The 25,268-nt window shown below is 50.6% G+C and carries 21 protein-coding genes; 3 read left to right on the top strand and 18 right to left on the bottom strand.

Annotated features, from left to right (window positions below; translation table 11 throughout):
* Positions 1-9 precede the first annotated feature (9 nt).
* From scfB to rapZ, 6 genes are all read right to left on the bottom strand, one after another.
* Complete coding sequence (gene scfB, locus C508_RS0103815) at positions 10-1,374, bottom strand: thioether cross-link-forming SCIFF peptide maturase (protein ID WP_026319342.1); 1,365 nt, start codon at positions 1,372-1,374, stop codon at positions 10-12.
* Positions 1,375-1,444: 70 nt separating this feature from the next.
* Positions 1,445-1,591, bottom strand: coding sequence for a six-cysteine ranthipeptide SCIFF (gene scfA / locus C508_RS19770; protein WP_018702220.1), 147 nt, complete (start codon positions 1,589-1,591; stop codon positions 1,445-1,447).
* Positions 1,592-1,674: 83 nt separating this feature from the next.
* The gene (locus tag C508_RS0103805) at positions 1,675-2,781 is read right to left on the bottom strand and encodes a hypothetical protein (protein ID WP_018702219.1); all 1,107 of its coding nucleotides are present in this window, start codon (positions 2,779-2,781) and stop codon (positions 1,675-1,677) included.
* On the bottom strand, positions 2,781-3,758 hold the full coding sequence (gene whiA, locus C508_RS0103800; RefSeq protein WP_018702218.1) for a DNA-binding protein WhiA: 978 nt from the start codon (positions 3,756-3,758) through the stop codon (positions 2,781-2,783). Before whiA ends, C508_RS0103805 begins: the two co-directional genes overlap by 1 nt.
* A gap of 18 nt (positions 3,759-3,776) precedes the next feature.
* Positions 3,777-5,138 (bottom strand): gluconeogenesis factor YvcK family protein, encoded by a 1,362-nt coding sequence (locus tag C508_RS0103795; RefSeq protein WP_018702217.1) that lies wholly within the window; start codon positions 5,136-5,138, stop codon positions 3,777-3,779.
* Positions 5,139-5,147: 9 nt separating this feature from the next.
* On the bottom strand, positions 5,148-6,038 hold the full coding sequence (gene rapZ, locus C508_RS0103790) for an RNase adapter RapZ (protein ID WP_026319340.1): 891 nt from the start codon (positions 6,036-6,038) through the stop codon (positions 5,148-5,150).
* A gap of 416 nt (positions 6,039-6,454) precedes the next feature.
* Here rapZ and C508_RS17755 point away from each other — a divergent pair, with 416 nt between their 5' ends.
* Together C508_RS17755 and C508_RS0103780 are read left to right on the top strand one after the other, a co-directional pair.
* Positions 6,455-8,461: a sensor histidine kinase gene (locus C508_RS17755; protein ID WP_018702215.1), complete on the top strand. Its 2,007-nt coding sequence runs from the start codon at positions 6,455-6,457 to the stop codon at positions 8,459-8,461.
* Between the two features lie 2 nt (positions 8,462-8,463).
* A complete protein-coding gene (locus tag C508_RS0103780) occupies positions 8,464-10,041 on the top strand; it encodes a DUF3369 domain-containing protein (protein WP_018702214.1) in 1,578 nt (525 codons plus the stop codon).
* Positions 10,042-10,099: 58 nt separating this feature from the next.
* Here the strand turns inward: C508_RS0103780 and C508_RS0103775 are convergent, their stop codons facing one another.
* The 11 genes from C508_RS0103775 to uvrC all read right to left on the bottom strand — a co-directional run bounded on the left by C508_RS0103775 (position 10,100) and on the right by uvrC (position 20,810).
* On the bottom strand, positions 10,100-10,897 hold the full coding sequence (locus C508_RS0103775; protein WP_018702213.1) for a Cof-type HAD-IIB family hydrolase: 798 nt from the start codon (positions 10,895-10,897) through the stop codon (positions 10,100-10,102).
* Between the two features lie 337 nt (positions 10,898-11,234).
* Complete coding sequence (locus C508_RS0103770) at positions 11,235-11,624, bottom strand: phage holin family protein (protein ID WP_018702212.1); 390 nt, start codon at positions 11,622-11,624, stop codon at positions 11,235-11,237.
* 56 nt (positions 11,625-11,680) lie between these two features.
* Positions 11,681-12,211, bottom strand: coding sequence for a methylated-DNA--[protein]-cysteine S-methyltransferase (locus tag C508_RS0103765; RefSeq protein WP_018702211.1), 531 nt, complete (start codon positions 12,209-12,211; stop codon positions 11,681-11,683).
* Complete coding sequence (locus C508_RS0103760; RefSeq protein ID WP_245553711.1) at positions 12,205-13,209, bottom strand: alpha-hydroxy-acid oxidizing protein; 1,005 nt, start codon at positions 13,207-13,209, stop codon at positions 12,205-12,207. Before C508_RS0103760 ends, C508_RS0103765 begins: the two co-directional genes overlap by 7 nt.
* A 362-nt stretch (positions 13,210-13,571) precedes the next feature.
* On the bottom strand, positions 13,572-14,510 hold the full coding sequence (gene mdh / locus C508_RS0103750) for a malate dehydrogenase (protein ID WP_018702208.1): 939 nt from the start codon (positions 14,508-14,510) through the stop codon (positions 13,572-13,574).
* Between the two features lie 172 nt (positions 14,511-14,682).
* A complete protein-coding gene (locus C508_RS0103745) occupies positions 14,683-16,290 on the bottom strand; it encodes a gamma-glutamyltransferase family protein (RefSeq protein WP_018702207.1) in 1,608 nt (535 codons plus the stop codon).
* 73 nt (positions 16,291-16,363) lie between these two features.
* Positions 16,364-16,846 (bottom strand): pyridoxamine 5'-phosphate oxidase family protein, encoded by a 483-nt coding sequence (locus C508_RS0103740; RefSeq protein ID WP_018702206.1) that lies wholly within the window; start codon positions 16,844-16,846, stop codon positions 16,364-16,366.
* A 216-nt stretch (positions 16,847-17,062) separates the two neighbouring features.
* The gene (gene rd / locus C508_RS0103735) at positions 17,063-17,221 is read right to left on the bottom strand and encodes a rubredoxin (RefSeq protein ID WP_018702205.1); all 159 of its coding nucleotides are present in this window, start codon (positions 17,219-17,221) and stop codon (positions 17,063-17,065) included.
* A gap of 107 nt (positions 17,222-17,328) precedes the next feature.
* Entirely contained in the window at positions 17,329-18,087 is a 759-nt protein-coding gene (locus C508_RS0103730; RefSeq protein WP_018702204.1) for a TPM domain-containing protein, read from the bottom strand.
* 242 nt (positions 18,088-18,329) lie between these two features.
* Positions 18,330-18,884, bottom strand: a complete 555-nt coding sequence (locus tag C508_RS0103720; protein WP_018702202.1) for a LemA family protein — start codon at positions 18,882-18,884, stop codon at positions 18,330-18,332.
* 111 nt (positions 18,885-18,995) lie between these two features.
* Positions 18,996-20,810, bottom strand: coding sequence for an excinuclease ABC subunit UvrC (gene uvrC / locus C508_RS0103715; protein WP_018702201.1), 1,815 nt, complete (start codon positions 20,808-20,810; stop codon positions 18,996-18,998).
* 203 nt (positions 20,811-21,013) lie between these two features.
* Between uvrC and C508_RS0103710 the strand changes: the two genes are divergently transcribed.
* Entirely contained in the window at positions 21,014-22,342 is a 1,329-nt protein-coding gene (locus tag C508_RS0103710) for an acetyl-CoA carboxylase biotin carboxylase subunit (protein WP_018702200.1), read from the top strand.
* A 68-nt stretch (positions 22,343-22,410) separates the two neighbouring features.
* Here the strand turns inward: C508_RS0103710 and uvrA are convergent, their stop codons facing one another.
* Positions 22,411-25,248 (bottom strand): excinuclease ABC subunit UvrA, encoded by a 2,838-nt coding sequence (gene uvrA / locus C508_RS0103705; RefSeq protein ID WP_018702199.1) that lies wholly within the window; start codon positions 25,246-25,248, stop codon positions 22,411-22,413.
* Positions 25,249-25,268: the final 20 nt, after the last annotated feature.

Raw genomic sequence — 25,268 nt, 5'->3', positions numbered from 1 at the left:
TTTTTCACTTTAAGAATCCTGCCGTTTCGCCAAAGCCAGCGCCGCCTGCACCATCAAGGCGCACTCCAAGCGTTTTTTCTGCAGCTTGCAACCAAGCTCATACGGCTTTTCCAAACAGCCGTGGAAAGCGTCAGCATTAGCATGGCAGCCGCCGCTGCAATAAAACCGCGCCCAGCATTGGCTGCATTCTTCCTTAGCCAGCACATGGGCCCGCCGAAACGTCCAAGGCAGTTCTTCATTAACAATGCCTTCGTCTACGGAACCCAGGCGATACGCCTCGCGGCCGACAAACTGATGGCACGGATAGAATTCTCCTTGCGGCGTGACCGCCAGATACTCGTGGCCGGCGCCGCAGCCGCTGAGACGCTTAGCTACGCAAGGACCGTTCTCGATATCCACATTGAAGTGGAAAAAATCAAACCCTTCGCCCCTCATCTTGCGTTCCAAGTATTCTTTCGCCAACAATTCATACTGCCGGAATAGTTCCGGCAAGTGCTCTTCTTTCAAGGCATAGTCCGCCTCATCTTCCGCCACTACCGGCTCTACGGACAATTGCGTATAGCCGCGATCGGCCATATCCAGTACATCCGCTGCAAAATCGAGGTTATGCGCTGTAAAGGTGCCGCGCAAATAGTAGTTTTGGTCATTCCGCAAACGAATGGCTTTGTCAATATTCGACAATACCGTTTCGTAGCTGCCATTGCCGCCGGCATTAGGACGCATATAGTCATGAACTTCCTTACGTCCGTCCAGGCTAAGCACCAAGGAAATACCCTCTTCATTCAAGAAGCGAAGCTCCTCATCCCGCAACAACACCGCATTCGTCGTCAACGTCAGTTTGACTTCCTTGCCGGCTTCTTGCTCTCTGCGCCGCACATAGGCAGTCAATTCTTTTACCACGTCAAAATTCATCAAAGGCTCGCCGCCAAAAAAGTCGATTTCCAAATGGCGACGGCTGCCGCTTTTTTCTAAGAGAAAATCAATAGCCTTCTTGCCTACTTCCGCAGACATCAAACCCCGGCTGTGGCCGAAGTCGCCAGTACCGGCAAAACAGTAACGACAACGAAGATTGCAGTCATGGGCCACATGGAGGCACAAGGATTTAAGGATAGGCTCCTCCTTAAAGGTAGGCGGCACCTCCAACGCGGGGGTAAACAATTTTTCCTCGGCAATCAGCTCATGCATCTCAGCCAGCGCTTCGCGCAGTTCCGTTTCACTGTATTGCTCCGACAAAGACGCCAGCACCGCTTCGTCATTGCCGCCGTCAAATACGTTCATGATGTCGCTAATCATCTCGTCCACCACATGGACAGCGCCGCTATTGACATCCAACAGGATATGCATCCCGTTTAAGCTAAAAGAATGTATATTCATGGTCTTTCCTTTCAAACAGTCATAGGGCCTCTTGCCGCCAGCGGCAAGAGGCCCGACATTTGCTAGTAAATTAGTTCTGCTTTTGGCACACCTGATTGCCGACAGTGCAAGAGGTCTTGCAGGCCGACTGGCAGGATGTCTGGCATTCGCCGCAACCGCCGGTGTATGCCGTCTTCTTGAGGGCTGCACTATTTACAGTCACAATATGTTTCGCCATGGATTCTTCCCTCCTTGTCTTTTCAGGAAATGATCGCTTTATCTATTCTACCGTCTTTGCCTTCCAGATGCAAGAGGCCAATCTCAAGCGCCGCCGGAACGCCAATAGGGAGACAAAACCAGACGCACCGGCAAGTTAGAGCCGCCTGGAGGACTAAAGCGCACAAACAAGTCTTGCCCGCTGGTATAGCGCCCGACCAGAGAAATTTGCCTAAAATCTCCTACTGAACCAAAGGCGGTTTGTCCCATGGGAGTCGGCAGCACCAACTCCGCCGGTTTTTGATACCGCACGCCTAAAAAGCCTGCATACTCACCGCCTTGAGGACTCAAATACAGGGCTACGCCGCCGGAATTAGCCGTAGGCAAACGCAACTGGTATATAACGCCGTAGTTGCCGTAATTAACCGTTTCTGTTCCGTCGGTAGCATCAATGCCCTTAACAAAAGCATCCTGAGAATTGTCAGCTAAGGTCACCGCTACCGTATTGTCATCAAGCGGATTATAGGTGCTTTTGGCTGTAAGTAAACGATCCGCTTGCAAAAAAGTTCCCCTCATCCGATATTGGTCTGCTGGCAAAATCGGAGCCCATGAGGCAAATTCAATAGCTTCCGCACCAATTGGACAAAAGACAATTTTGATTCGCACCGGCCGATCCGCTTTTAAATCCATCATCCCTGTAAGCAATTCATTATAGCGGAAAGAAACACCGTTCTCTCCTGAAAGAATTTCTGCCGCACCGCCAGCAGGTATGCTTACTTTGCGCGCCCCTGTTCCTTGGAAATAACGAGCCTGCACTTCTTTGCCCACCGCCAGATAATCCTGGCTAGGCCCTGCTTGGCCCGCCCGCTGGATCTGAAGCTGCGCCATGCCAGGTCCTGGGTTCTCTACAACAATGGCTAAGCGCTTCCAGTTTTTCGTGTCGTTTACATGATGATAAAATAGGCGCACGTCTCCTTGCACCGTATCTTGGTATAAAATACCGTCGTTCGATGCCAGTTCCGGACTATCAGAAAACAGAAGGGTCGGGCCGCTTTTTTCCACCGTCACAGGCCACTCCGGCAATGCAGATACTTCCATATTTCCTACGGAAGTACGCTCATCTGCGGCAGCGCCAGCGCTAACCCCTCCCGTCTGCAGTAAAACAAAAAGAAAAAGCAGCCCTACCGCCGCCTTCCAGCCTTGGTTATTCACTATACTGTATCTCCCTTCCCTTGAGTTGATGTTGAAATCATCGGCAATCCATGCTTTTCCGCCAGCATTTCCAATCGCCGCAAACGGTGATTCAAACCAGAACGAGATAATTGCCCGCCGGACAACTCCACCAGTTCTGATAAAGGCGCTTCCGGGTTCTCCAGACGCAAGCGGGCGGCTTCTTTCAAATGAGCCGGCAGTTTCTCCAACCCTACAGCCTCATCCAAATACCGAATGCAGGCCACTTGACGCACTGCCGCTTCCACCGTCTTTTGCAGATTAGCCGTTTCGCAGTTAACTAAACGATTGACCTGATTGCGTACGTCTTTGACCACGCGCACATTTTCAAAGGAAAGCAGTGCATTGTGCGCTCCTATAAGACGCAAAAAAGAAATAATTGCATCTCCATCCTTAAGATAAGCCAAATACGACTGCTTGCGCTCGGTTAAACGTACAGGAAGCTCAAAGTATTTCATGATCTTCGTCAGCGACTGAGCAAATTGGTAATTGTCGGTTACCAGCTCCATGTGGTAATCCCCTTCCGGCCGGTTCACCGAACCGCCGCCCAAAAAGGCTCCCCTCAAATAAGCTCGGCGACAGCAAGACCGCCTAAAGCTGCTGCTGTCCCTCACCATGTGAATGCCGTCTTCCTTCCAAAAGCCCACTGCGGTCAGCAGTTCTCTCACGCCCGGCGCCGGGGCGACTTTAATTTGATAGGTATTCATTTTTTTCAAGCGGCGGCCACGTTTAACCACTACCTCCACCGCCAGAGAAAATCCCGTTTTTATCAACGAAAACGCTTTGCGGGCTACTGCCGCATTTTCCGTAGTAAACGTAAGGCCCAAATTCTTATTGCCCCCGATGAGTAATGTTCCGCCCATACGCAGAAGCGCAGCCAGCTCGGCAATGCGGCAACAGTCACTCTCTCCCTGGACGCGGGCCAATTCGTTTTTGACCTCTGTCGCATAAGACGCCATTGCCGTACCTCCTTTTTGTCAGCAGCCATCCTTGCGTTCCCGCAAGGTATCTGCGATAAGATAATGATCTAAAAGAGCCATGTGCTCCGCATGCGGTCGCAGTCGGTAGATAATCGAAACAAGAGTGCGGCACAATTTCAGCGGGTCATGCCGAACCACGTCGCTTTCAGAAATAACATCCGCTCGGAACGCTTTTACGCCCATCTTTTCAATCCGCTCCACATCGGCCTCAACCGGAGCCGCCCCTTGATTGGCGTAGACGTTTTGCAGCGATTTCGCCACTGGCTGACCATTAACCAAAACATAGTCCAAAATCCCTGCACCTGCATGCTGAAGAAGCGCTTCGACATGATCGGAGGCTGTATAGCCGTCGGTTTCTCCCGGCTGGGTCATTACATTACAGATATAAATTTTGGCTGCTTTGCTGGCTTTAAGTTCCGCCGCCACTTCTTGTATCAACAGGTTTGGCAGCACGCTGGTATATAAGCTTCCCGGCCCGATCAAAATCGCATCCGCTTCGCGAATTGCTTGTAACGAGCTAGCTACAGGCGCCGCGTCTTCAGGCACTAGACGCACTCTTTGAATCGCCTGCCCAGCCAAGGGAATATTAGATTCGCCTTCTACCGTCGTTCCATCCGCCAATTCGGCTTGCAAGCGCACCGGCGCTTCCGTTGAAGGAAGAACACGCCCTCTCACAGCCAAAACCTTGCTGGATGCCGCCAACGCGCCTTCCACGCTGCCAACGACTTGATTCATAGCGGCAATAAAAAGATTGCCGAAACTGTGTCCGGCCAAACTGCCATGTCCCCCAAAGCGATGTTGAAACAGTTTTTCCATCAGCGGTTCCGTATCCGCTAAGGCAACCAAGCAGTTACGCAAGTCCCCTGGCGCTACTACGCCCAAATCCTCCCGAATTCGCCCGGAAGAGCCTCCGTCATCCGCTACCGTCACAATCGCCGTAACATTGCTTGTTACGCTTTTAATGCCTCGCAACAACACAGATAAGCCTGTACCACCGCCGATGACTACAATATTAGGGCCCCGTTTTAAACGGCGCTGTGCAAAAATCCGATCTATAAACTTTTCCGATCCATCGGGGATCAGAGCGCCAATAACGGAGCGAATAATCTGTCTAGTGGCAAACAGCATAGAACCAAGTCCCAGCGCCAATACAGATAAACCAGCCAAAAAAGTAATTGTATAGTAATAGCTGCCCGTCGCTAAATAGACGGTTTTGAATAGCCATTCTTCCAAATAACCAACATATTGGTAGTTTAGGACCAGAGACATTCCTACGCTTACTAAAATCGTTCCCAAGGAAAATAAGAAAAACCAACGTTTCAGGCGAATGCCGGGGTAGAGCCACTTCAAAAAATCCATTGTGTCACCTCAGCATTTCATTTCCGGTTCCGGCAGGTTGTGCCGAATATCGCGATGTTCAATCGTAATTTTATAACCATGATTGCGCAGCCGTTCATATAATTTCTGCGCAATATACACGGATCGGTGCATTCCGCCGGTACAACCAATGGCTATAATCAGATGGCTTTTCCCTTCGTCGACGTAATGAGGAATTAGATAGTCTACAAAGGACCATAAGCGCTCCTGAAACTGCTGTGATACCGGCCATTTGGCAATATACTCTCCTACTTCGGGAGTCACCCCGCTCTTGCGGCGTAAATTTTCCACATAAAAGGGATTGGGTAAAAAGCGCACATCAAACACCATGTCCGCATCCAATGGCAGCCCATGCTTAAAGCCAAAAGAAACCACCGTAATGGACATTCTCTGCATCTGCGCCCCTGTAGCGAATAAGCTTGTCAATTTTTCCCGCAGCTTTGTCGTCGCCATCCCGGTAGTATCAATCACATGGGTTGCCCTACCGCGAATGGGTTCCAACCTTGCTCGTTCACGAACAATGCCGTCGCTGACCCGCCCTTGCGCCGCCAACGGATGCCGACGACGCGACTCTTTGTAACGCCGGATTAAAACCTCGTCCGAAGCCTCTAAAAAGAGAACCTCATAAATCTGGCCTTGCTTTTCCATTTCTTCCAAAACCTGCGCCAACGTATCGAAAAACTCCCGGCCACGGATATCCACTACTAGGGCAATCCGACTGACTTTCCCTGCCGACTGCGAACAAAGCTCAGCAAACTTGGGAATCAAGGCCGGCGGCAGATTATCGACACAAAAATAGCCCAAATCTTCCAGGGCGCGCACAGCCTGCGTCTTACCAGCGCCAGACATACCTGTAATGATTACCAGGCGAAATTCTTCCATTGCCATGCTGCCTACGCCCCCTCATCATACGAATCATCTCAACTAGTATTATAGAATATCAGTTAAAAAAAGGCAAAGCAATGGGAAAACTAGCAGGTTCACGATACTCTTTGAGCGAATTAACAAATTACAAAGAATGAAAGAGCGCGAAGTTATAAGATTTACACAGAGAATCAGAAAAAACAGAGGTAACAGAGAGAAAAGCAAGGTTGAACAGAAGAACCAGAGTCACTCGAGGGTACAAATGAGGGTTACGAGGGACGGTTAATCTCTCGTAAAATCCAATTAAGGCACCATCACTTCCCTATGAGGCCGATGTTTTAATGAGCGCTCCGACACGGCAAGAAAATTTTTCGCCTGGCGTGCTGTAAGCTGCGAATAAAGTAGTGGCCGAATAAAAATAAGGAGGCGTCGCTATGAGCTTTGGGACTCGCTTGCTTATGCTTTTACTGGTAACTCTTCTTCCCTTTTCCCCTTGTTGGGCCCAACAAGCCGATACGGCTTCGCCCCTGCACCGAGTTCTTTTCCTCCACTCGTACAGCCCTGAATTCTCTTGGGTACGCGATATTGAACGCGGTGTGTTGGAGGAATTAGAACCACATCCGGAGGTTGCTTATTATTTTGAATATCTGGATACAAAACATTTTTGGGGCAAGGAGTATTTGAATGCCTTGGTCCCTTCCTTGCGTTATAAATACGCACATCTACCATTAAGCGCAGTGGTGGTTTCCGATGACAATGCATTTCTGTTTGCCTTAGAGCACCAGCAAGACTTATTCCCTCATACGCCAATCGTATTTTGCGGCCTTAATGATTTTGATCCTTCTCTGCTGCAAACAACCCCCTGGCTGACAGGGGTCGAAGAAAAGGTTGACGTGGCTGGCACTCTGCAAGCCGCTTTGCGTTTACGCCCGAATGCAAAAAAGCTGCTTATTATTACAGATCGAACCATAGTAGGCCACTCAACCCGTCGCTTGGCCTTGGAAGCGTTGACCGCCCTGCCGCCTACGCTTTCCTATCAGCTCCTTGACGACGCCACGCTGGAAGAAGTGCTGCAAGCAGCGCACGCGCTTTCTGCCGACGACATCATCCTTCACCTTATTTTCAACATAGACCGCAACGGGCGTATGTTCACCAATGACGAAAGCTTGCAACTGGTTGCTAAGGAAAGCGCCGCTCCAGTTTTTGGCCTCTGGGATACCGCTATCGGCCATGGTCTTGTTGGGGGGTTGCTTACCAGCGGCTATACGCAAGGAAAAGAAGCCGGCTCTTTAGTGCGGCAAATTATTTTTGAAAACAAAGCGCCTAGCCAATTTCCTGTCATTAGCGAATCTGTGAATCGTTATGCTTTTGATTATCGGCAACTAACCGCGCACGGCTTGGACGTAGAAGCGCTTCCTCCTGGCAGCAAAGTGCTTTTCCGGGAGCCTTCTTTCTACGAAGCAAACCGGACCCTGGTCTGGAGCGTCAGCGCTGTCATTCTGCTGCTAACCATCCTGGTCATTTCTTTACTCTTCAACATCCGTCATCGTCGGCGCGTAGAAAATGAAATACGTCTGCTAAATCTGCATCTGGAAGAGAGAGTAGAAGAGCGCACCCAGTCCCTACAGGAGGCCAACAACAGCTTAAATCGTACAATGGATGATTTGCAAAAAGCCAGAGGCCATCTGGTAGAAGCCGAAAAAATGGCTGCTCTGGGCGGACTGGTTTCCGGCGTAGCTCATGAAATCAACACGCCTGTAGGCAATAGCATCACGGCTGCCTCCTTCTTGGCCGGACGCACCCAAGAACTACTGCAAAAGCTCAAGGAAAATCAAATGAAGCGTTCGGAATTGGAAGATTTTCTTGACACTAGCGCTAAGAGCGGCGAAATCATTGTTGGTAATTTAAACCGGGCGTCGGAACTTATCCGCACATTCAAGCAAACTGCCGTTGACCAGCAAGTGGAAGAAAAACGCCTAGTCAACATGCTCACGTATTTGCATGAAGTGCTGCTGAGTTTACGGCCTCGTCTGAAAAAAACGAAGCACACCATTGAACTTGATTGCCCTGACGATCTTAATGTCACGATCTACCCCGGCGCATTATGGCAAATTCTCACCAACTTCATCATGAACACCTTGGTCCACGCTTACGAGCCGGACGAAGCCGGTCTCATTCAGATCGCCGTTTCTTTAGAAGAGCAACAACTTACTTTGCGCTATCGGGACAACGGCAAAGGAATGCCGGAAGAAGTACAGAAGAAAGTATTTGAACCATTCTTTACCACTAAACGCGGCAGCGGAGGTACGGGGCTGGGCCTGCATATCGTCTATAACTTGGTTGTTTTTAAGTTGAAAGGAACTATTCTCTGCCACAGCACGCCTGGTAAAGGAACCGAATTCATTATTACCGCCCCGCTCAATCCGGAAGGAGGTATCTAAGCATGCACGAAGACGAACTTCTTTTTGCCGATGAACATCCCCCTGCTGCACCCGAAACCGAACATCCTCCATGGAACATTCTCATTGTTGACGATGACGAAGAAGTGCACACCGTCACCAAACTGGTATTAAGCAATTTTTCTTTTGCCGGACGGCCTCTGCAGTTTCACAGTGTCTATTCCGCAGCGGAAGGGCGAGATTTTCTTCTCAAACACGATGATGTCGCAGTCATTTTTTTGGATGTCGTCATGGAGGAAGTCGACTCCGGCCTTAAATTAGTACATGTCATCCGAAGGGAACTGCAAAACCAATTAGTCCGCATCATTCTACGCACCGGACAACCCGGTCACGCCCCAGAAGCGCGGGTCATTGTAGACTATGACATCAACGACTATAAGGAAAAAACAGAACTCACTTCACAAAAGCTGATCACTACTTTAATTACTGCTTTGCGTTCTTATCGGGATCTGATTACCATTGAACGCAACAAAAACGGCTTGGAACAAATTGTCCAGTCATCACCGGAAATTTTCCGTCTCCAATCCCTACAGAATTTTGCCGCAGGCGTCTTAACTCAATTATCAGCTTTACTTTATTTAGATCGCAACAGTCTCTATCTCAAAACAGCTAGTTTCGCAGCTTCTTCAGAGGAAAACGGCTTTCACATTTTAGCGGCTACAGGCCATTTCTCCAACGATCCGGCGCCGCCGCACATCACCGATCTGGTTCGGCAACGATTGCAGCCAGCCTTGCAAGGACAGCGCAGCGTTTACGCCGCTGACCATTTTGTCCTTTACTGGCGGGGCCCGGTTGCCGGCGCGTATTTAATCTATATGGAAGGTACGCCGCCGATGAACGATTTAGACCGCCAGTTGCTAGACATCTTCTGCCTCAATGTTTCAGCGGCCTTTGAAAATCTCCATTTGCACCACCAAATGGACCTCACCCGCCAAGAAATGCTCTTCCTGCTCATGGAAGCGGCGGAAACTCGCTCCAAAGAAACAGGGCACCATGTTCGCCGGGTTGGAGAATACTCCGCTCTTTTAGGACAATGGTACGGTTTGGACGAAGCCGAAGTAGAGCTGCTACGAATGGCTGCGCCTATGCATGACATCGGCAAGCTAGGTATTACTGACAACATATTGCACAAACCCGCCCGGCTCACAGAGGAAGAATTCGACTCCATGAAGCGCCATACCATCATCGGCCACGATATGCTCAGCCACTCCGGCCTTGACGTGCTGCGCGCCGCCTCCATTATCGCCTTACAACATCATGAACACTTTGACGGCAGCGGTTATCCCAACGGCCTGTCTGGATACAACATTCATTTACACGCTCGTATTACCATCATCGCCGACGTGTTTGACGCTCTCAGCTCCAGCCGGAGCTATAAAATCCCCTGGACGCTCGACCATACCCTGGAACATCTGCGCACACACAGCGGCAGTCATTTCGACCCGGCTTTGATTGACCTGTTCATGAATCATCTCGAAGAAATTCTAGAAGTGCAAAAAAGTTTACAAGATGTACCTCCCTCGGATACGCCGCGCTTTGATCCGAAAACAGGAGTTCTGTAACGACTATACGAAAAAACGAGCAATGAGACGCCTATAGCAAGGCACTCATTGCTCGTTTTTATCTCAGCACATATTTTTCAATAGCCAAGGCGACGCCATCCCGGTTGTTGTCCTCTGTTACCGCATCCGCGACTTCTTTTACTTTGTCGTCGGCATTATCCATAGCTACTCCTAGGCCCGCATAGGTCAGCATAGCCATATCATTTTCCGAATCTCCCAGTACCATAATATCTTGTTGAGAAATCCCCAAACGCTTGGCCAGCATCGCAACGCCTCGGCCTTTATTTACCGCTGGATTCACCATCTCGATCATATGGTTTTTAGCTCGCGTAAAGCACACTGTATCGCCAAAGCGCTCTTTCAGCACGGGCGTAATAGCGTCTAAATGTTCCGGTTCCGCCAACGTCAAAAGCTTAAGGGGCTCCTTGGTAGGCGCAAATACGTCCTCGCCTACCACATGCGGTGAAATACCGGACACCGCTTCATACGCGCGGGCCTCCGCCGAATAGTCTCGCACATAAAATTCGTCATCGACATACGTCTGAATATACCAGCCGCGCTCGCGAAAATACGCCAACACCGCCAACGTAGTATCCATGGGCAGCAATTCTTCATGCCAAACCTCGCCGGAGCGGCAAGACTTTACCAAGGCGCCGTTATAGGTAATCAACGGCACATCTACGCCCAATTGTTCCGCGAACGGTTTAGCCGACTGAAACATGCGCCCCGTGGCTATTGTCACCGTCACTCCTTGTTGCTGCGCCGCTTGAATTGCCTTCGCCGTTCTTGGTGAAACTTCCAGCTTATCTGTCAACAACGTCCCATCCATATCGATTGCTACTAATTGAATTGCCAAATTGCCACATCCTTTTCGGAATACGTTTCACACAGAGCAACAGAGAAATGCCCGAGAAAAGCCAGAGAATAAGGATTGAACAAGAGTCTCGGGAGAACCTGAGGGCATGACTGAGGATTCGAAGCAATGTTTTATCAGGAGATTGCCGCGTCGCCGCGCTCCTCGCAATGACGCAAAGCTTGTTAGTTTTCATCAAACATAGCCTACTTGCTTCCAAGCCGTCTTTAAGGTCATTGCGAATGCAATGAAGCAATCTCCTCGTGCATTTTTAAATTAAAATAATGCTACTCCTTCGGGCCCTCACGCGACTCCGGTTCTCTTGTTCAATCCTGTTCCGTTACCGGTCTTGGATATACACGGACAGCAGGCAGCTGCACAAGGTCACTACGCCCATGCTTAAAAACGGCAAAAACAAACCGCTTACCTGCACGCCCGGCAGCACCTTGAGCAACGCCGCTGGCGTCACCAAATTCGTTAAAAAAGTTAACCCGCCCAAAGTACGCCACGAAATAGGACAACTCATTTTGCAAAGAATGGTGCGCACCAAGCCATTGGCTATCCCCACCACCAACGAAGCCGCTAATAAGCACCAAAACGTATCGACAAAAATTTCCGGCAGCCATTCTACCATCCAATACAAAATGACTGCATTAACTATGATACGCAAAAGCAAGCCGCACACAACGATCCCTTCCTCACTGCAAAAATCATCGTCCTCTTTGGACATTATTGCTTCTATTATACCGTGCTTCTCCCTTGTCTGCCAATTACTATTCTGTCATTTTAGCTGTCAAGGTTGCGCTCTAAAAACAACAAGGCCTCCTTCAATTCCAAACCGCCTCCAAAGCCGCCCAGCTTACCGCCGGAAGCCACAACCCGGTGACAAGGAACCACGATAGGAATACGGTTAGCGTGCATAGCTCCGCCGACAGCGCGCGCCCCCTGCTCTACGCCGATCGCCCTCGACACCTCTCCATAGCTGCAAACGCAGCCATAAGGAACCGAGGCTACATACCGCAACGCTTTCTCCTGAAAAGATGTATATCCCCGCCAATCCAAGGGTACGTCGAAAACTACAGGAAAACCTTGGAAATAGGTTTGCAGTTGAGCCGCCAACGCCTCCCAGGCTAACTCCGCCATATCCTCCGCCTGCAAGTCCTGCGCCGCTGTCGGGGAAAACCGCAGGTCCGCCCAAGCCTCTTTTTCTGTTTTGCGGGGAAAACCAAGTTCCCAAAGTCCTCGAGACGACCACAAAGATGTCATCACCCCCCAAGATGTGGAGAAGGTTCTAGCAGCCAATTCGATTTTTACCATAAAATATCCTCTGCTACGTCCTCTACTGACGCGGTACCAGTCATGATCATCGCCGCCTGCAATTCCGCCGCCATTTGCTCTAAAAGTAGCGCAACCCCAGCAGCGCCGCCTACGGCGCCAACCGTCAGCGGACGTCCAATCAAAACAGCGTCGGCGCCCAAAGCCAGCATTTTCAGCACATCCGTACCACTACGTACGCCGCCATCTACCAGCACCGTCAACGCGCCATCCACAGCTTCTACAATCTCCGGCAGCACCTCTGCCGTACCAGGCGTATGATCCAGCACCCGTCCGCCGTGATTGGAAACGACAATACCGTCAACTCCCGCCCAAGCGCAAGCTTCGGCATCGGCTTCCGTCATAATTCCTTTCACAAAGAATGGTAGCGGCGCATGGCGTTTTAACTCCGCCAATTGTTCTTTCGTTTTTGGCCCAACCCGCTGACCCGCGCGAGTCATGTTAATCAACGCCGCTGCATCCAGATCCATACCAACTGCAATCGCACCAGCGGCTGCGGCTTCCTGCATTTTCTCTAAAACCGCCTCATTATCCCTGGGCTTCAAGACGGGAATTCCCTGGCCGCCGGCCAAACGAACCGCCTCCAAGCCGCCGTTAAATACGCCCGGATTAGGACCGTCGCCGGTCATGCCCAACGTTCCCGCCTGGAGGCAGCCGTTCACAATAGCCGCTGCATACTCGGCTTCCGGCAAGAAATCATTTAAATTGAATGCAATACCGCCAATGGGCGCTCCCAAAATCGGCATTGTCAGCTCTTGTCCAAAAATCGTGCAGCTCAGCTTCGGCTCACTGATCTGGTGCACTACGCGCTGCTGCAGCCGATGCAAAGCCAGCGCCTGCATATTGCTTTGAAAAGCCGCTCCGGTTCCAAGGCCGCCCATGCCGGGAACCTCTCCGGCGCAGGCCACGCCATTACAAATTTTGCACACCCGGCAAGCCTTGCCAAAACGCTCCCGCGCGGCTTCACGTAATGAATTCATGTCCATAAAATCATCCTTCTTTCTATGTATAGATTTTAATTTAAACAGGAGTAAAGGGAGTAAAAAGAGGGTACAAATGAGGGCTATCGGGTATAGTTTTATTGTAATAATACACAAGGAGTTTTCGTTATCAGAACCTAAGAGGGCCACTGATTTAATAGCGCCCCGGCAAACCAAGAGATTTTTGCGTCAGACGCGAAAGAAAACGTAGGAATAGCGGCGCTATGCCGAGGCTTTCTGACAATGTCTGGAGGAAAAAGATCCGGTTTGCCGCGGGATGCAAATGAATCAGTGGCTCTCTAAACAAAAAAGCCTGTTCCGTATTTCGCGACGGAACAGGCTTTTTCCTTTTAAGAGATGGCTTAGATTACTTTCATATCCGCAAGAACTTGGTTCATCTTGCGAACAGCAGCAGCGCTCTTCTCGAAGAGATCTTTTTCTTCTGCATTGAGTTTGTAGTCAATGATTTCTTCACAGCCGTTTTTACCTACAACGACCGGAACGCCGATGCAGATGTCTTCCTGGCCGTATTCGCCTTCAAGGGAAACACAGCAAGGGAATACTTTCTTCTCGTCGCGAACGATGGACTCTACCAGCATAGCTGCAGCAGCGCCCGGAGCGTACCAAGCGGAAGTACCCAGAAGCTTGGTCAGCGTAGCGCCGCCAACCATGGTGTCAGCAGCAACTTTTTCCAAAGCAGCGGCATCGAGGAACTGGGATACCGGCAAACCATTGTAGGTAGCCAAACGAGTCAACGGAATCATGGTGGTGTCGCCATGACCGCCAATAACGGTTCCCTGAACGTCGGTCAACGGACGGCCCAGAGCCTGGCTGAGATAGTACTTGAAGCGAGAGCTGTCCAGCGCGCCGCCCATGCCGATTACGCGGTTTTTCGGCAAGCCAGTAGCTTTCAAGGTCAGATACGTCATGGTATCCATCGGATTGCTGACGATGATCAAGATAGCATTCGGAGAATGCTTGAGAATGTTTTCAGCAACCGTTTTGACGATACCGGCATTGGTGCCGATCAGTTCTTCACGGGTCATGCCAGGTTTACGCGGCAAACCGGAAGTGATGACAACCACTGCGGAACCGGCTGTTTTTGCATAATCATTAGTGCTTCCTACTACACAGGTGTCAAAGCCAAGTAGAGGCGAAGTCTGCATCATGTCCATGGCTTTGCCTTCGGAAACGCCTTCTTTGATATCAAGGAGTACCACTTCGCTGGCAATCTCGCGAATAGCCAGAACGTTTGCGCATGTTGCGCCTACATTGCCTGCACCGACGACTGTAACTTTCATCTTATATGTACCCTCCTTTTAATTGTTCGACCGCTGCTTAAGAGCAACTTGCCGAAAGTGAACTTTAATAAAACTACGTAATAATTTTAACAAAATAACTTTTTAAAAGCAACGATAGGAACGGTAGGAATAATTGTATACAAGTATACAAAGTTGTTTTCCTTTTATTTTCTTACCATGCAGCTACACAACCGTCCGCCCGCGACTCTGTCGCACCCGCTAAAGCGCCAGCATCGCTCCTCCAAATAATTTGTCCTCTGCCGAAAGAAGCAACATCCATAGAAACGCGCACCTCATGCCCCCTTCGAGACAATGCCGCTGCAATATGCTGCGGAAAATGCGGTTCTACTTCGATCGTTCTGCCGCCTGTCCACTGCCAACGCGGCGCATCCAAAACCGCCTGCGGATTTAAGCGCTGATCGATGGAGCGCACTACTACCTGCAAATGACCTTGCGGCTGCATAAAGGCCCCCATAACCCCAAAAGGCCCCACTGGTTGCTCATCCTTGCTGATAAAGCCGGGAATGATCGTATGGTAAGGCCGTTTGCCCGGCGCTAAGCAATTAGGATGCCCTTCTTCCAAATTAAAATTACATCCCCGATTATGGAGGGCGATGCCAGTGCCTGGCACTACTAACCCGGAGCCGAATCCCTGATAATTGCTTTGAATGAAAGACACCATCATTCCTTCTGCATCGGCCGCCGCCAAATATACCGTGCCGCCAGACTCCGGATTTCCGGCAATCGGCAAAATAGCCTTTTCGCCAATCAATTTGCGCCGTTCCGCCGCATATGCCGGGTCCAACAAGCTTTCCGCTGTTACTTGCATGTTCTTTGGATCCGCCAAATACGCTTTAGCATCCGCAAAAGCCAGCTTCAGCGCTTCCATTTGCCGATGATACCATTCTACCGACTCCACGCAAGTCATATCGAAACCCTTTAAAATTTCCAACGCAGATAAAGCCACAAAGCCGTGCCCGTTGGGAGGAATCTCCCATACATCATACCCGCGGTAATGCACGCGCAGCGGATGTACCCACTCCGGCTGAAAAGCGGCCAAATTCTCCGCTGTCAGCGGCGCAGCAAAACGTGCGGCAAAATCCCCGATACGCTGCGCTAAAGCCCCCCGATAAAAGGATTCACAGCCGGTCTGCCCTAACTCTTCCAAGGTCGCGGCATGCTCCGGCAATTGTACCAACTCTCCGGCCTGCGGCGGCCGTCCATGAGGCGCAAAGGTATGGAACCAAAAGCGAAATTCCTCTCCTTCCAGTTCTCTTGAAAACAGCTGATACTGTTTTTGCCAAGCCGCGGCAACCGTAGGCGATACAACAAAGCCATTGCGAGCATAGGAAATAGCCGGTGCTAACACCTTGGGCAAAGGCATGCGGCCAAAACGTTTCGATAAGGCTGCCCAGGCAGCCGGAGCCCCCGGCACAGTAACCGGATGCCAGCCAAAACGAGGCATGGCTTTATATCCCTGCTTTCCCAAAGACGCAGCATCGGCTTTTTGCGCTGCCGGACCGCTGCCGTTCAAGCCAAATAAACCGCCATGAACCCAAACCAATGCAAAAGCATCGCCGCCGATGCCATTGGAGCAAGGCTCTACAACTGTCAAACAAGCCGCCGTTGCAATCGCGGCATCCACCGCATTGCCTCCTTCGCGCAAGATTTGCAGCCCCGCCTGCGCCGCTAATTGCTGCGAAGTCGCTACCATGCCTCTAGCTCCATACGTCACCATGCGCCGCGACGCATAGGGATATTCCATCGGATCAAATCGCACGTTTTCTCCTCCTTCTTTTTCATTCCCCATATGTACCCAGGCGCTATTACAGCGCCTGGAGCTTGCACATTATTTAGCTCAGAGTAAACCGGCCATCGTTCACGCCGAACAAAATGTCCGGGTCATCCTCTGTGTGAATGTTAATCTGAGTCGACACATCACAGTCCTTGGTCGTATATTGCACATGATAGACATGAAGTTGGTAAATCACTAAATTCGGGTCTCCAGGGCCAGTGAAATAGTGGCTCATATCCGGCATTTCCCGAAACATCTTTTCTTTAAACGTAGTTACTTCCGCCGGATCCATACTGTTGTAAACGTCCAGACGCCCGCTAATGCGAACTACTTCCTGCTCATCCCCAACAAAGCAAATTTCAACCCGGTCATGATGATGAATTTCGTCGACTTTTTTAGTAAGCAAGCGGCTAAACAGCCAAATACGCCCATGTTCGCAAACATACGGTTTCATAGGGCGAACTCGCGGCTGCTCGCCATCCAGGGTAGCCAAGAAGCCTTTGTTTTTCCTTACAATATCCAGAACTTCCTTTTCATACATACTAATGCCCCCTTTCTGCCAAAAAGAGAAAACGAAACAAAATTCCTCCTTCACCTCCCCCTTTTTATGCTATAATGAAAAATTCGCCTAAAAATAATCAATTTCCTTCTCATTTTCTGCGTAGATACATTTGTTTTTCAATTTTTAAAATATTATGCTTATAAAAAGAGACACACAAAAGGCAGCTCCTCAGAGCTGCCTTTAATTGGTTCTACCTTATGCTTTTTCGAAGTCGTCCTTGCCTACGCCGCAAAGGGGGCAAACCCATTCCGCCGAGATGTCCTCAAAGGCAGTGCCCGGAGCCACGCCGTTGTCCGGATCTCCGGTTGCCGGATCATAGACATAACCACATACTGTACAGGTCCATTTTTCCATGATAATTCCTCCTTTTTTTATAAAGGTTATTCACAAATCATGATTTTATTTTACCATATCCTTCGCTTCTTGGGAACTGGCAAATTAACAAAGTCTATTTTATGTCGTCACCACCGGCGCGAAGAACCGCCCCCGCCGCCGCTGCCGCCTCCATATCCGCCTCCACCGCCGCCGCCACGCAGGCGAAGCAAAGAAAGGATCAGATACGTAAAGGTTCCCCCAAACACAGTCCAGTCCAAAATCAGCAAGCCAACCAAGGCGGCCGCTCCTAGAATTTTCGCCCACCAAGGCCATCCATCCCACGGATAACTGTCTGCTTGCGCTTTAGCAGTTGCACTTTGAGGAGAACTTTTCAATTCCAGCTTATATTCCTTAGCTACTTCCTGCACAACCGCCCGGTAACCATTAACAATGCCTTTGTCATAATCTCCATTCTGGAAATACGGCACCATATACTCGTCCTGCAATTGACCGGTTTTAGCATCAGGAAGCGCGCCTTCCAGACCATACCCCACTTCAACGCGAGATACCTTATCATCAACCGCAACTAAAATCAGCACGCCGTTATTCAACTGCTTATCGCCAAGCCCCCACGTGCGCAAAACCTCTAAGGCATAGTCTTCCGGCTCTGCACCTTCCAGACTGCGAACCGTCAGCACGACTACCTGCGCTTTGGTCTTAGCCGCCAAACTGGCTCCTAGCTTTTGCAGGCGCTCCTTGGATGCCGGCTGCATCACTCCAGCCAAATCCTGCACGTAAATCGAAGACGAAGGCTTGGGCGGAATGGAAGCCGCCGCCTGCACCGGCAAAGCCAATGCTATTAATGCAAAGCAAAAGAGAAGAAAACCTGCAAGCCAGCGTTTCATGCCGCACCTCCTTCCGCTTAGGTAATGGTCGGTTTACTTACAATTCCGCCAAAAGGGATCTTTTTCTCTCAAACTCCATTAAGGAGGCCGATTTTTTAACGAGCACTCCAGCACGCCAAAGAATTTTTTCGTATGGCTAGAAAGAAGGCCGCAGAAATAGCGGCGCTATTTCGAGGTTTTCTGACAACGCCAGACGGAAAAAGGGCTGCCGTGCTGCGAGATGCGAATAAAACAGCAGCCGACTAGAACTTAACCTGCGGTACTTGCTTAGCCCCTTCTTCGGCCTTGAAGTACTCGCGCTGGCCAAAGCCTAGCATGCCCGCAAACATGCTCTGCGGGAACGTTTTAATTTTAGTATTGTACCCTTGAACCGCGTCGTTATAATCCTTACGCGCAACGGCAATGCGGTTTTCCGTGCCAGCCAGTTCATCCTGCAAAGCGCGGAAATTCTTGTCCGCCTTCAAGTTCGGATAATTCTCCGCAATCGCCAATAAGCGGCTCAAAGCGCTGTTCATTTCTCCGGCTGCAGCTGCTTTATCGCCGACCCCTTGAGCGCCGACCAACTTGGAGCGAGCATCAGATACCGCTTGAATAGCCGCTTGCTCATGAGCTGCGTAGCCTTTCACGGTATTAACCAGATTGGGAATCAAATCCGCCCGCCGCTGCAGCTGGTTGTCCACCTGACTCCATTTGCCGTTTACCGTCTCGTTCATGCCCACCAATCCATTATAAGTAGACACGCCGAAAATGGCTACAAGCGCCACCAGCACAATTGCAATAATGGCTCCTTTGTTCATCTTAACTCCTCCTAAGTAGTTTTTTGAAATTCTCCATGTGGTTTTTAAAACCATATGCTTATTTTCACCGATTTTTCTACTTTTGTCAAGAATACTTCGCCAAGGAACGCCTTACACCTGCTCATCGGGTCGATATTCCCTGCGAAAAAAATCATATACCGCCTGCGCCGCCGTACGATCCATGCCATCAACTCCAACTAATTCTTCCAAGCTTGCCTTGCGCAAAGCTTCCAAAGTACCGAAAGCCGACCATAATGCCTTACGGCGTTTCGGACCAATGCCGGAAATATGATCCAAAACAGAAACCAAATTACGTTTACCTCGCAGCTTGCGATGGTATGAGACAGCAAAGCGATGCGCTTCATCGCGCAAACGCTGCAGTAGGTACAACGATTCTGAGCGTTCCGGCAAAATCAAAGGCTCCTTGTCCGCCTCTCGAAAGACCCATTCAAACTGCTTCGCCAGCGAAATAACGTTCATCTCTAAACCTACGCCGCGAATGACCTCCAGCGCGCTAGATAATTGCCCCTTGCCGCCGTCTATAACAATCAAATCCGGCAGCGGCTCCGCTGCTTCGCCATACCGACGCAGCAATACTTCCTGCATGGATAGGAAGTCATCCGGCTTGCCTTCCACCGTTCGCAGCTTAAAGCGACGGTAATCTTCCTTCTTAGGTTGGCCGTCTTCAAAAACAACCATTGACGCTACGGTTTCCGCACCCTGGATATGGGAGATGTCAAAGCACTCCATACGCTGCGGCGGCCTCGGCATTTCTAAAAATTGCTGCAGCTGCTCCACCGCTCCCGTAGTCCGTTCCATTTCCCTGAGCAGCTCACCCTCTTTGAGAGCCAGCACCGCTCGGGCATTGTCTTCGGCCATCAAAAGCAACGCATGCTTGCCGCCCCGCTTTGGTACATGCAGTTCCACTTTACTTTGACGTACTTCCGTCAGCCAGCGTTCCAGTACTTCTTGATAAGAAAGTTCAAACGGCAGCAATACTTCTGGCGGCACGAACGCCACCCTTGCATAATACTGCTCTAAAAACGCTTCCAACGCCACCTCTTTTTCTTCGTCCGCTGCGCCCTGTAAAAAGAAATGCTCTCTTCCAATCAGCTTTCCTCCACGCACTTGCAGTACTTGCACGCATACTCCGGCATGCGAATGCGCCAGCCCCAAAACGTCCTGGTCGCCCCCGGCGGTCACTATGTTTTGCTTCTCCGTCAGCTTTTCCACCGCCGCCAATTGATCCCGCAACCGCGCCGCTTCTTCAAAGCGCAGTTCCTCCGCCGCCTGAAGCATGTTTTTTTTCAACTGCCGCAACAGCTTATCCCCTCGTCCTTCCAGAAGCATCATCACCGCATCCACCATGCGCCTGTATTCTTCCTTGTCTACTTTCCCGCTACACGGCGCCACACAACGTTTGATATGATACTCCAGGCATGGACGCCGCGCCTCCATAGTTCGGCAATTGCGCAACAGAAACAAAGACCGAACCAAGCGCAACATTTCATGAACCGCTCCAGCATCCGCATAGGGCCCGAAATAACGAGCGCCGTCTTTCACCAACCTGCGGGTGATATGCACCCTCGGATAATCGTCTTCTAAGGTTACCTTAATGTAAGGATAGGTCTTGTCATCTTTTAAGCTGATATTATAACGCGGCCTATGCTTTTTAATTAGATTGCATTCTAGAATGAGAGCTTCCACTTCGTTAGCTGTCAAGATATATTCCAGCGATTCAATTTTAGCCACTAGGGCCATGGTTTTAACCGAGTGATTCCGATTGCTTTGAAAATAAGAACGCACACGATTCTTTAGACTGACCGCTTTACCTACATATAGAATTCTTTCTTGCGCATCTCTCATGATGTAGACTCCAGGCGAACCCGGCAAATGCGCTAATTGCTCTTGCAACACTTCGTTCATAATTATGCACCTTTCACGCTGCACACCATCAAAAAGACAATGGTAGGTTTTATCCAGAAAACAGCTAACACTTTTTACAAATTTCGCAATATTCAGCTTGCATTTTTGTGTACCCTGTATACTTACTCGCAGTCGTTGTGAAAAAATACACAATAGAATATAATATACCCAGGGTCATTTTAAAACATGGGAGGTCTATTCGGATGTTTAACAGAGTTCTTATCGCCAATCGCGGCGAAATCGCCATTCGTGTTATTCGCGCCTGTCAGGAATTAGGGATTGAAACGGTGGCAGTCTATTCCGACGTCGACGCTCATTCTCTCCATGTACAGCTGGCGGACTACGCCTACAACATCGGTCCAGCTGATGCTTCACTCAGCTACTACAATGCTGAAGCCATCATTTCCGCCGCTAAAATGGCCAAAGCAGACGCCATCCACCCCGGTTACGGGTTCCTCTCCGAAAATGCGGATTTCGCGCAAATGGTTATTGACGCCGGCATGATTTTTGTCGGACCCCATCCAGAAACCATCCGCAAAGTCGGTAACAAAGACGCCGCTCGTTTAGCAATGAAACAAGCCGGCTTACCGATGACCGTAGGCAGCGAAATCGTCCGCGAAGCGGAAGACGCCTACGCGCAGGCCGAAGCCATTGGCTACCCGGTTATTTTAAAGCCCGTAGCAGGCGGCGGCGGCAAGTCCATGTTCGTAGCTCATAATAAGGAAGAAATGACTTCCGCTCTCAATAAAGTCGATTTGAAATCCAGAGATTTTTACTTAGAAAACTATATTGATCAAGCTCGTCATATCGAAGTGCAGATCATGGCCGATAACTACGGCAACATCCTTCATCTCGGCGAACGCGAATGCTCTTTGCAGCGCCGCAACCAGAAGATTTTGGAAGAAGCGCCGTCCAGCGCCTTAACGCCCGAAATGCGCCACAAAGTGGGGCAGTTGGCCATCCGTGCCGCCAAAAGCATCTATTACACCAATGTCGGAACTGTAGAATTCCTTATGGATATCAAAACTGGCAGATTTTATTTTATGGAAATCAATCCCCGCATCCAGGTAGAGCATGCTGTCACGGAAATGATTACCGGCGTCGACCTAGTCCGCCGCCAATTGCGCATCGCCGCGGGCGAACCGCTTAACAAAAAACAAGATGAAATCATGTTCCTCGGCCATGCTATCGAATGCCGCATCAATGCTGAAGATCCTGATATGCGTTTCATTCCCTGCCCGGGTCATATTGACTTCTACCATCAGCCTGGCGGCCCTCGCGTGCGCGTAGACAGCGGCGTAGCTGCCGGAGTCACCGTACAGCCTTACTACGACTCCATGATCGCCAAAGTAGTCGCCCATGGGCGCACCCGCGGCGACGCCATCCGCATCATGCGCCGCGCCTTGGCGGAATTCCGCATCGGCGGCATCAAGACTACGATTCCCTTCCATCAGAAGGTTCTCAGCAACCCTCATTTCTGCAGCGGCGACTTCGATACCCAATTCATCTATAAACGTATGACTCCCTGCTGAAGCTAGGGAGCAACCCCGGCAGCTACAAAGCTGCCGGGGTTTTTATGTTTTACACACAACTCTCCATTTTACCCCTGCAATCTTGCGGCCTCTTCCAGTAAAGGCTTCAGGTATCGCCCGGTATGGGAGGCCTCAACACGGCAAATTTCTTCCGGCGTACCTGTCGCCACAATGGTCCCGCCGCGATGGCCGCCCTCCGGTCCCAAATCAATCAAGTAATCCGCCGTTTTAATGACGTCCAGGTTATGCTCGATCACCACTACGCTATCGCCGCCCTCCACCAAACGCTGCAATACTTCCATCAACCGATGGATATCCGCCGTATGCAAGCCGGTAGTCGGTTCGTCCAAAATATAAAAGGTCTTGCCGGTACTGCGCCGCGCCAATTCCGTAGCCAACTTGACCCGCTGCGCTTCGCCGCCGGAAAGCTGCGTTGCCGGCTGCCCCAGCTTCACATATCCCAGACCTACATCCTGCAATAATTGCAGTTTACGATGAATCCGCGGCTGATGGCGGAAAAACTCCACCGCCTCATCGACAACCATATCCAGCACCTGGGCAATATTCTTGCCCTTATAACGCACTTCCAGCGTCTCTCGGTTGTAGCGCGCCCCATGACATACCTCGCAAGGCACATAAACGTCCGGCAGAAAATGCATCTCAATCTTGATGATGCCGTCGCCCTTGCAAGCTTCGCAGCGGCCGCCTTTGACGTTAAAGCTAAAACGCCCCGGCTTGTAGCCGCGCATCTTCGCTTCCTGCGTCTGGCTAAACACCTCGCGAATAATATCAAAAACGCCTGTGTAGGTAGCAGGATTGGAGCGAGGCGTCCGCCCGATGGGCGACTGGTCAATATCAATGACCTTGTCCACTAGTTCCAGGCCTTTTATCGCCTTATGCGCTCCTGGACGATGTTTGCCGCCGTATAAGCGCTGCGCCAGCCCCTGATACAAAATATCATTGACCAGCGTACTTTTACCGGAGCCGGATACGCCTGTCACTACCGTAAACAAACCCAAAGGGAAACGCACCGTTAGGTTTTTTAAATTGTTTTCCTTCGCTCCCTGCACCGTCAGCCACTTGCCATTCGGTTGGCGGCGCTGTTCCGGCACGGGAATAAAAATACGACGACTCAAATATTGTCCGGTGATCGACTCCTCACAAGCCTTGATTTCCTCTACCGTACCGGCAGCCACCAATTTTCCGCCGCCTTCGCCGGCGCCGGGGCCAATGTCAATAATATGATCCGCCGCATACATCGTATCTTCGTCATGCTCGACAACGATCAACGTATTCCCCTGATCCCGCAGATGCTTTAGCGTATCCAACAACCGATTGTTGTCCCGTTGATGCAGACCAATACTGGGCTCATCCAAAATATAAAGCACGCCCACCAAGCCGGAGCCAATCTGCGTCGCCAAACGGATACGCTGCGCCTCGCCGCCGGAGAGAGTCCCCGCCGCACGATCCAAAGTCAAATAATCTAACCCTACATTAACCAGAAAACCCAAGCGAGCGTCAATTTCCTTTAAAATCTGCCTGGCAATCGTCCGCTCCCGTTCGGTCAGCTCCAACTCCTGAAAGAAAGCCTGCCCTTCGCCAATGGTTAACTGGGTCACTTCATGAATGTTTTTTCCGCCCACGCGCACCGCTAGCGCTTCGTCCTTCAAGCGCGCCCCTTTGCATTTAGGGCAAGGTTTGATACTCATATATTCCTCGATTTCCTCGCGGGACCAATCAGAGGAAGTTTCCCGGTAGCGCCGCTCCAGCATGGGAATAACCCCTTCATAGGCGGTATGATACGTCTTCAGCTCGCCAAACAAGTTTTCATATTCAAAAGTGTAGCGTTCTTCACCGCTGCCCTGCAGAATCAACTGTTGCAGTGAAGCAGGTAAGTCATCCCAGGCAACATCTAACGACTTGCCTTTGCTTTCCAATACTGCCGCCAACTGGCACATAAAATAGGAACTGGTGTTGCGGCTAAGAGGAGCCAAGGCCCCTTCGGCCAAGGTTTTCGAACCATCCGGGATCACTAATTCTTTATCCACTTCCATGTTATAGCCCAGACCAGTACAAACCGGACAAGCGCCGAAGGGACTATTGAAGGAAAAAAGACGCGGCGCTACCTCTGGCAGGCTAATTCCGCAATCCACGCAGGCAAAATTCTCGCTGAAAAGCATTTCTTCGCCGCCTGTCACCGCAACCGTTACCAGCCCTTCTCCCAGCTTTAACGACGTCTCCAACGAGTCCGCCAGCCGGGAAGCCACTCCTTCGCGAACCACCAGGCGGTCTACCACCACTTCAATCGTATGTTTTTTGTTTTTTTCTAAAGCTGGCTCGCTGCCAACCTCATAGACTTCGCCGTCGATGCGCACACGCACATAGCCGCCTTTGCGCACCTCCTGGAGAATTTTTTGATGCTCTCCCTTTTTCCCCCGCACTACCGGCGCCAACACCAGCAGCTTGCTTCCTTCAGGCAAAGCGGCTACACGGTCCACCATCTGCTCCACCGTCTGCTGGGTAATAGGCTCGCCGCAGCAGGGGCAATGCGGCCGACCGGCGCGAGCAAAGAGCAGGCGAAGATAATCGTAAATCTCCGTAACCGTTCCCACCGTCGAACGGGGATTCCGGCTGGTCGTCTTCTGGTCAATGGAAATAGCCGGTGACAGCCCTTCAATATAGTCCACATCCGGCTTGTCCATCTGCCCCAAAAACTGCCGCGCATACGCCGACAACGATTCCACATACCGCCGCTGTCCTTCCGCATAGATCGTATCAAACGCTAAGGAAGACTTGCCGGATCCGGATAGCCCTGTTACCACCACCAGCTTATCTCGCGGTATCGTCACGTCCATATTCTTTAAATTGTGCTGCCGGGCCCCTTTGACCACGATTTGATCTTTCACAAATGAATCCTCCTATAGTA

This window comes from Anaeromusa acidaminophila DSM 3853 (assembly GCF_000374545.1).
In the GTDB taxonomy this organism is placed as follows: domain Bacteria; phylum Bacillota; class Negativicutes; order Anaeromusales; family Anaeromusaceae; genus Anaeromusa; species Anaeromusa acidaminophila.
Note: the sequence above shows the minus strand (reverse complement) of the source record. Positions and strands in the feature narration are given on the sequence as shown.

What these genes read in the sequence shown, in the direction of transcription:
- whiA (WP_018702218.1), bottom strand. Translation starts at nt 3,758, where the DNA reads ATGGCGTCTTATGCGACAGAGGTCAAAAACGAATTGGCCCGCGTCCAG.
- C508_RS0103795 (WP_018702217.1), bottom strand. Translation starts at nt 5,138, where the DNA reads ATGGATTTTTTGAAGTGGCTCTACCCCGGCATTCGCCTGAAACGTTGG.
- C508_RS0103710 (WP_018702200.1), top strand. Translation starts at nt 21,014, where the DNA reads ATGTTTAACAGAGTTCTTATCGCCAATCGCGGCGAAATCGCCATTCGT.
- C508_RS0103760 (WP_245553711.1), bottom strand. Translation starts at nt 13,209, where the DNA reads ATGAATTCATTACGTGAAGCCGCGCGGGAGCGTTTTGGCAAGGCTTGC.
- uvrC (WP_018702201.1), bottom strand. Translation starts at nt 20,810, where the DNA reads ATGAACGAAGTGTTGCAAGAGCAATTAGCGCATTTGCCGGGTTCGCCT.
- C508_RS0103740 (WP_018702206.1), bottom strand. Translation starts at nt 16,846, where the DNA reads ATGTATGAAAAGGAAGTTCTGGATATTGTAAGGAAAAACAAAGGCTTC.
- scfA (WP_018702220.1), bottom strand. Translation starts at nt 1,591, where the DNA reads ATGGCGAAACATATTGTGACTGTAAATAGTGCAGCCCTCAAGAAGACG.
- C508_RS0103720 (WP_018702202.1), bottom strand. Translation starts at nt 18,884, where the DNA reads ATGAACAAAGGAGCCATTATTGCAATTGTGCTGGTGGCGCTTGTAGCC.
- C508_RS0103765 (WP_018702211.1), bottom strand. Translation starts at nt 12,211, where the DNA reads ATGGTAAAAATCGAATTGGCTGCTAGAACCTTCTCCACATCTTGGGGG.
- scfB (WP_026319342.1), bottom strand. Translation starts at nt 1,374, where the DNA reads ATGAATATACATTCTTTTAGCTTAAACGGGATGCATATCCTGTTGGAT.
- C508_RS0103780 (WP_018702214.1), top strand. Translation starts at nt 8,464, where the DNA reads ATGCACGAAGACGAACTTCTTTTTGCCGATGAACATCCCCCTGCTGCA.
- mdh (WP_018702208.1), bottom strand. Translation starts at nt 14,510, where the DNA reads ATGAAAGTTACAGTCGTCGGTGCAGGCAATGTAGGCGCAACATGCGCA.
- C508_RS0103730 (WP_018702204.1), bottom strand. Translation starts at nt 18,087, where the DNA reads ATGAAACGCTGGCTTGCAGGTTTTCTTCTCTTTTGCTTTGCATTAATA.
- C508_RS17755 (WP_018702215.1), top strand. Translation starts at nt 6,455, where the DNA reads ATGAGCTTTGGGACTCGCTTGCTTATGCTTTTACTGGTAACTCTTCTT.
- rd (WP_018702205.1), bottom strand. Translation starts at nt 17,221, where the DNA reads ATGGAAAAATGGACCTGTACAGTATGTGGTTATGTCTATGATCCGGCA.
- C508_RS0103770 (WP_018702212.1), bottom strand. Translation starts at nt 11,624, where the DNA reads ATGTCCAAAGAGGACGATGATTTTTGCAGTGAGGAAGGGATCGTTGTG.
- rapZ (WP_026319340.1), bottom strand. Translation starts at nt 6,038, where the DNA reads ATGGAAGAATTTCGCCTGGTAATCATTACAGGTATGTCTGGCGCTGGT.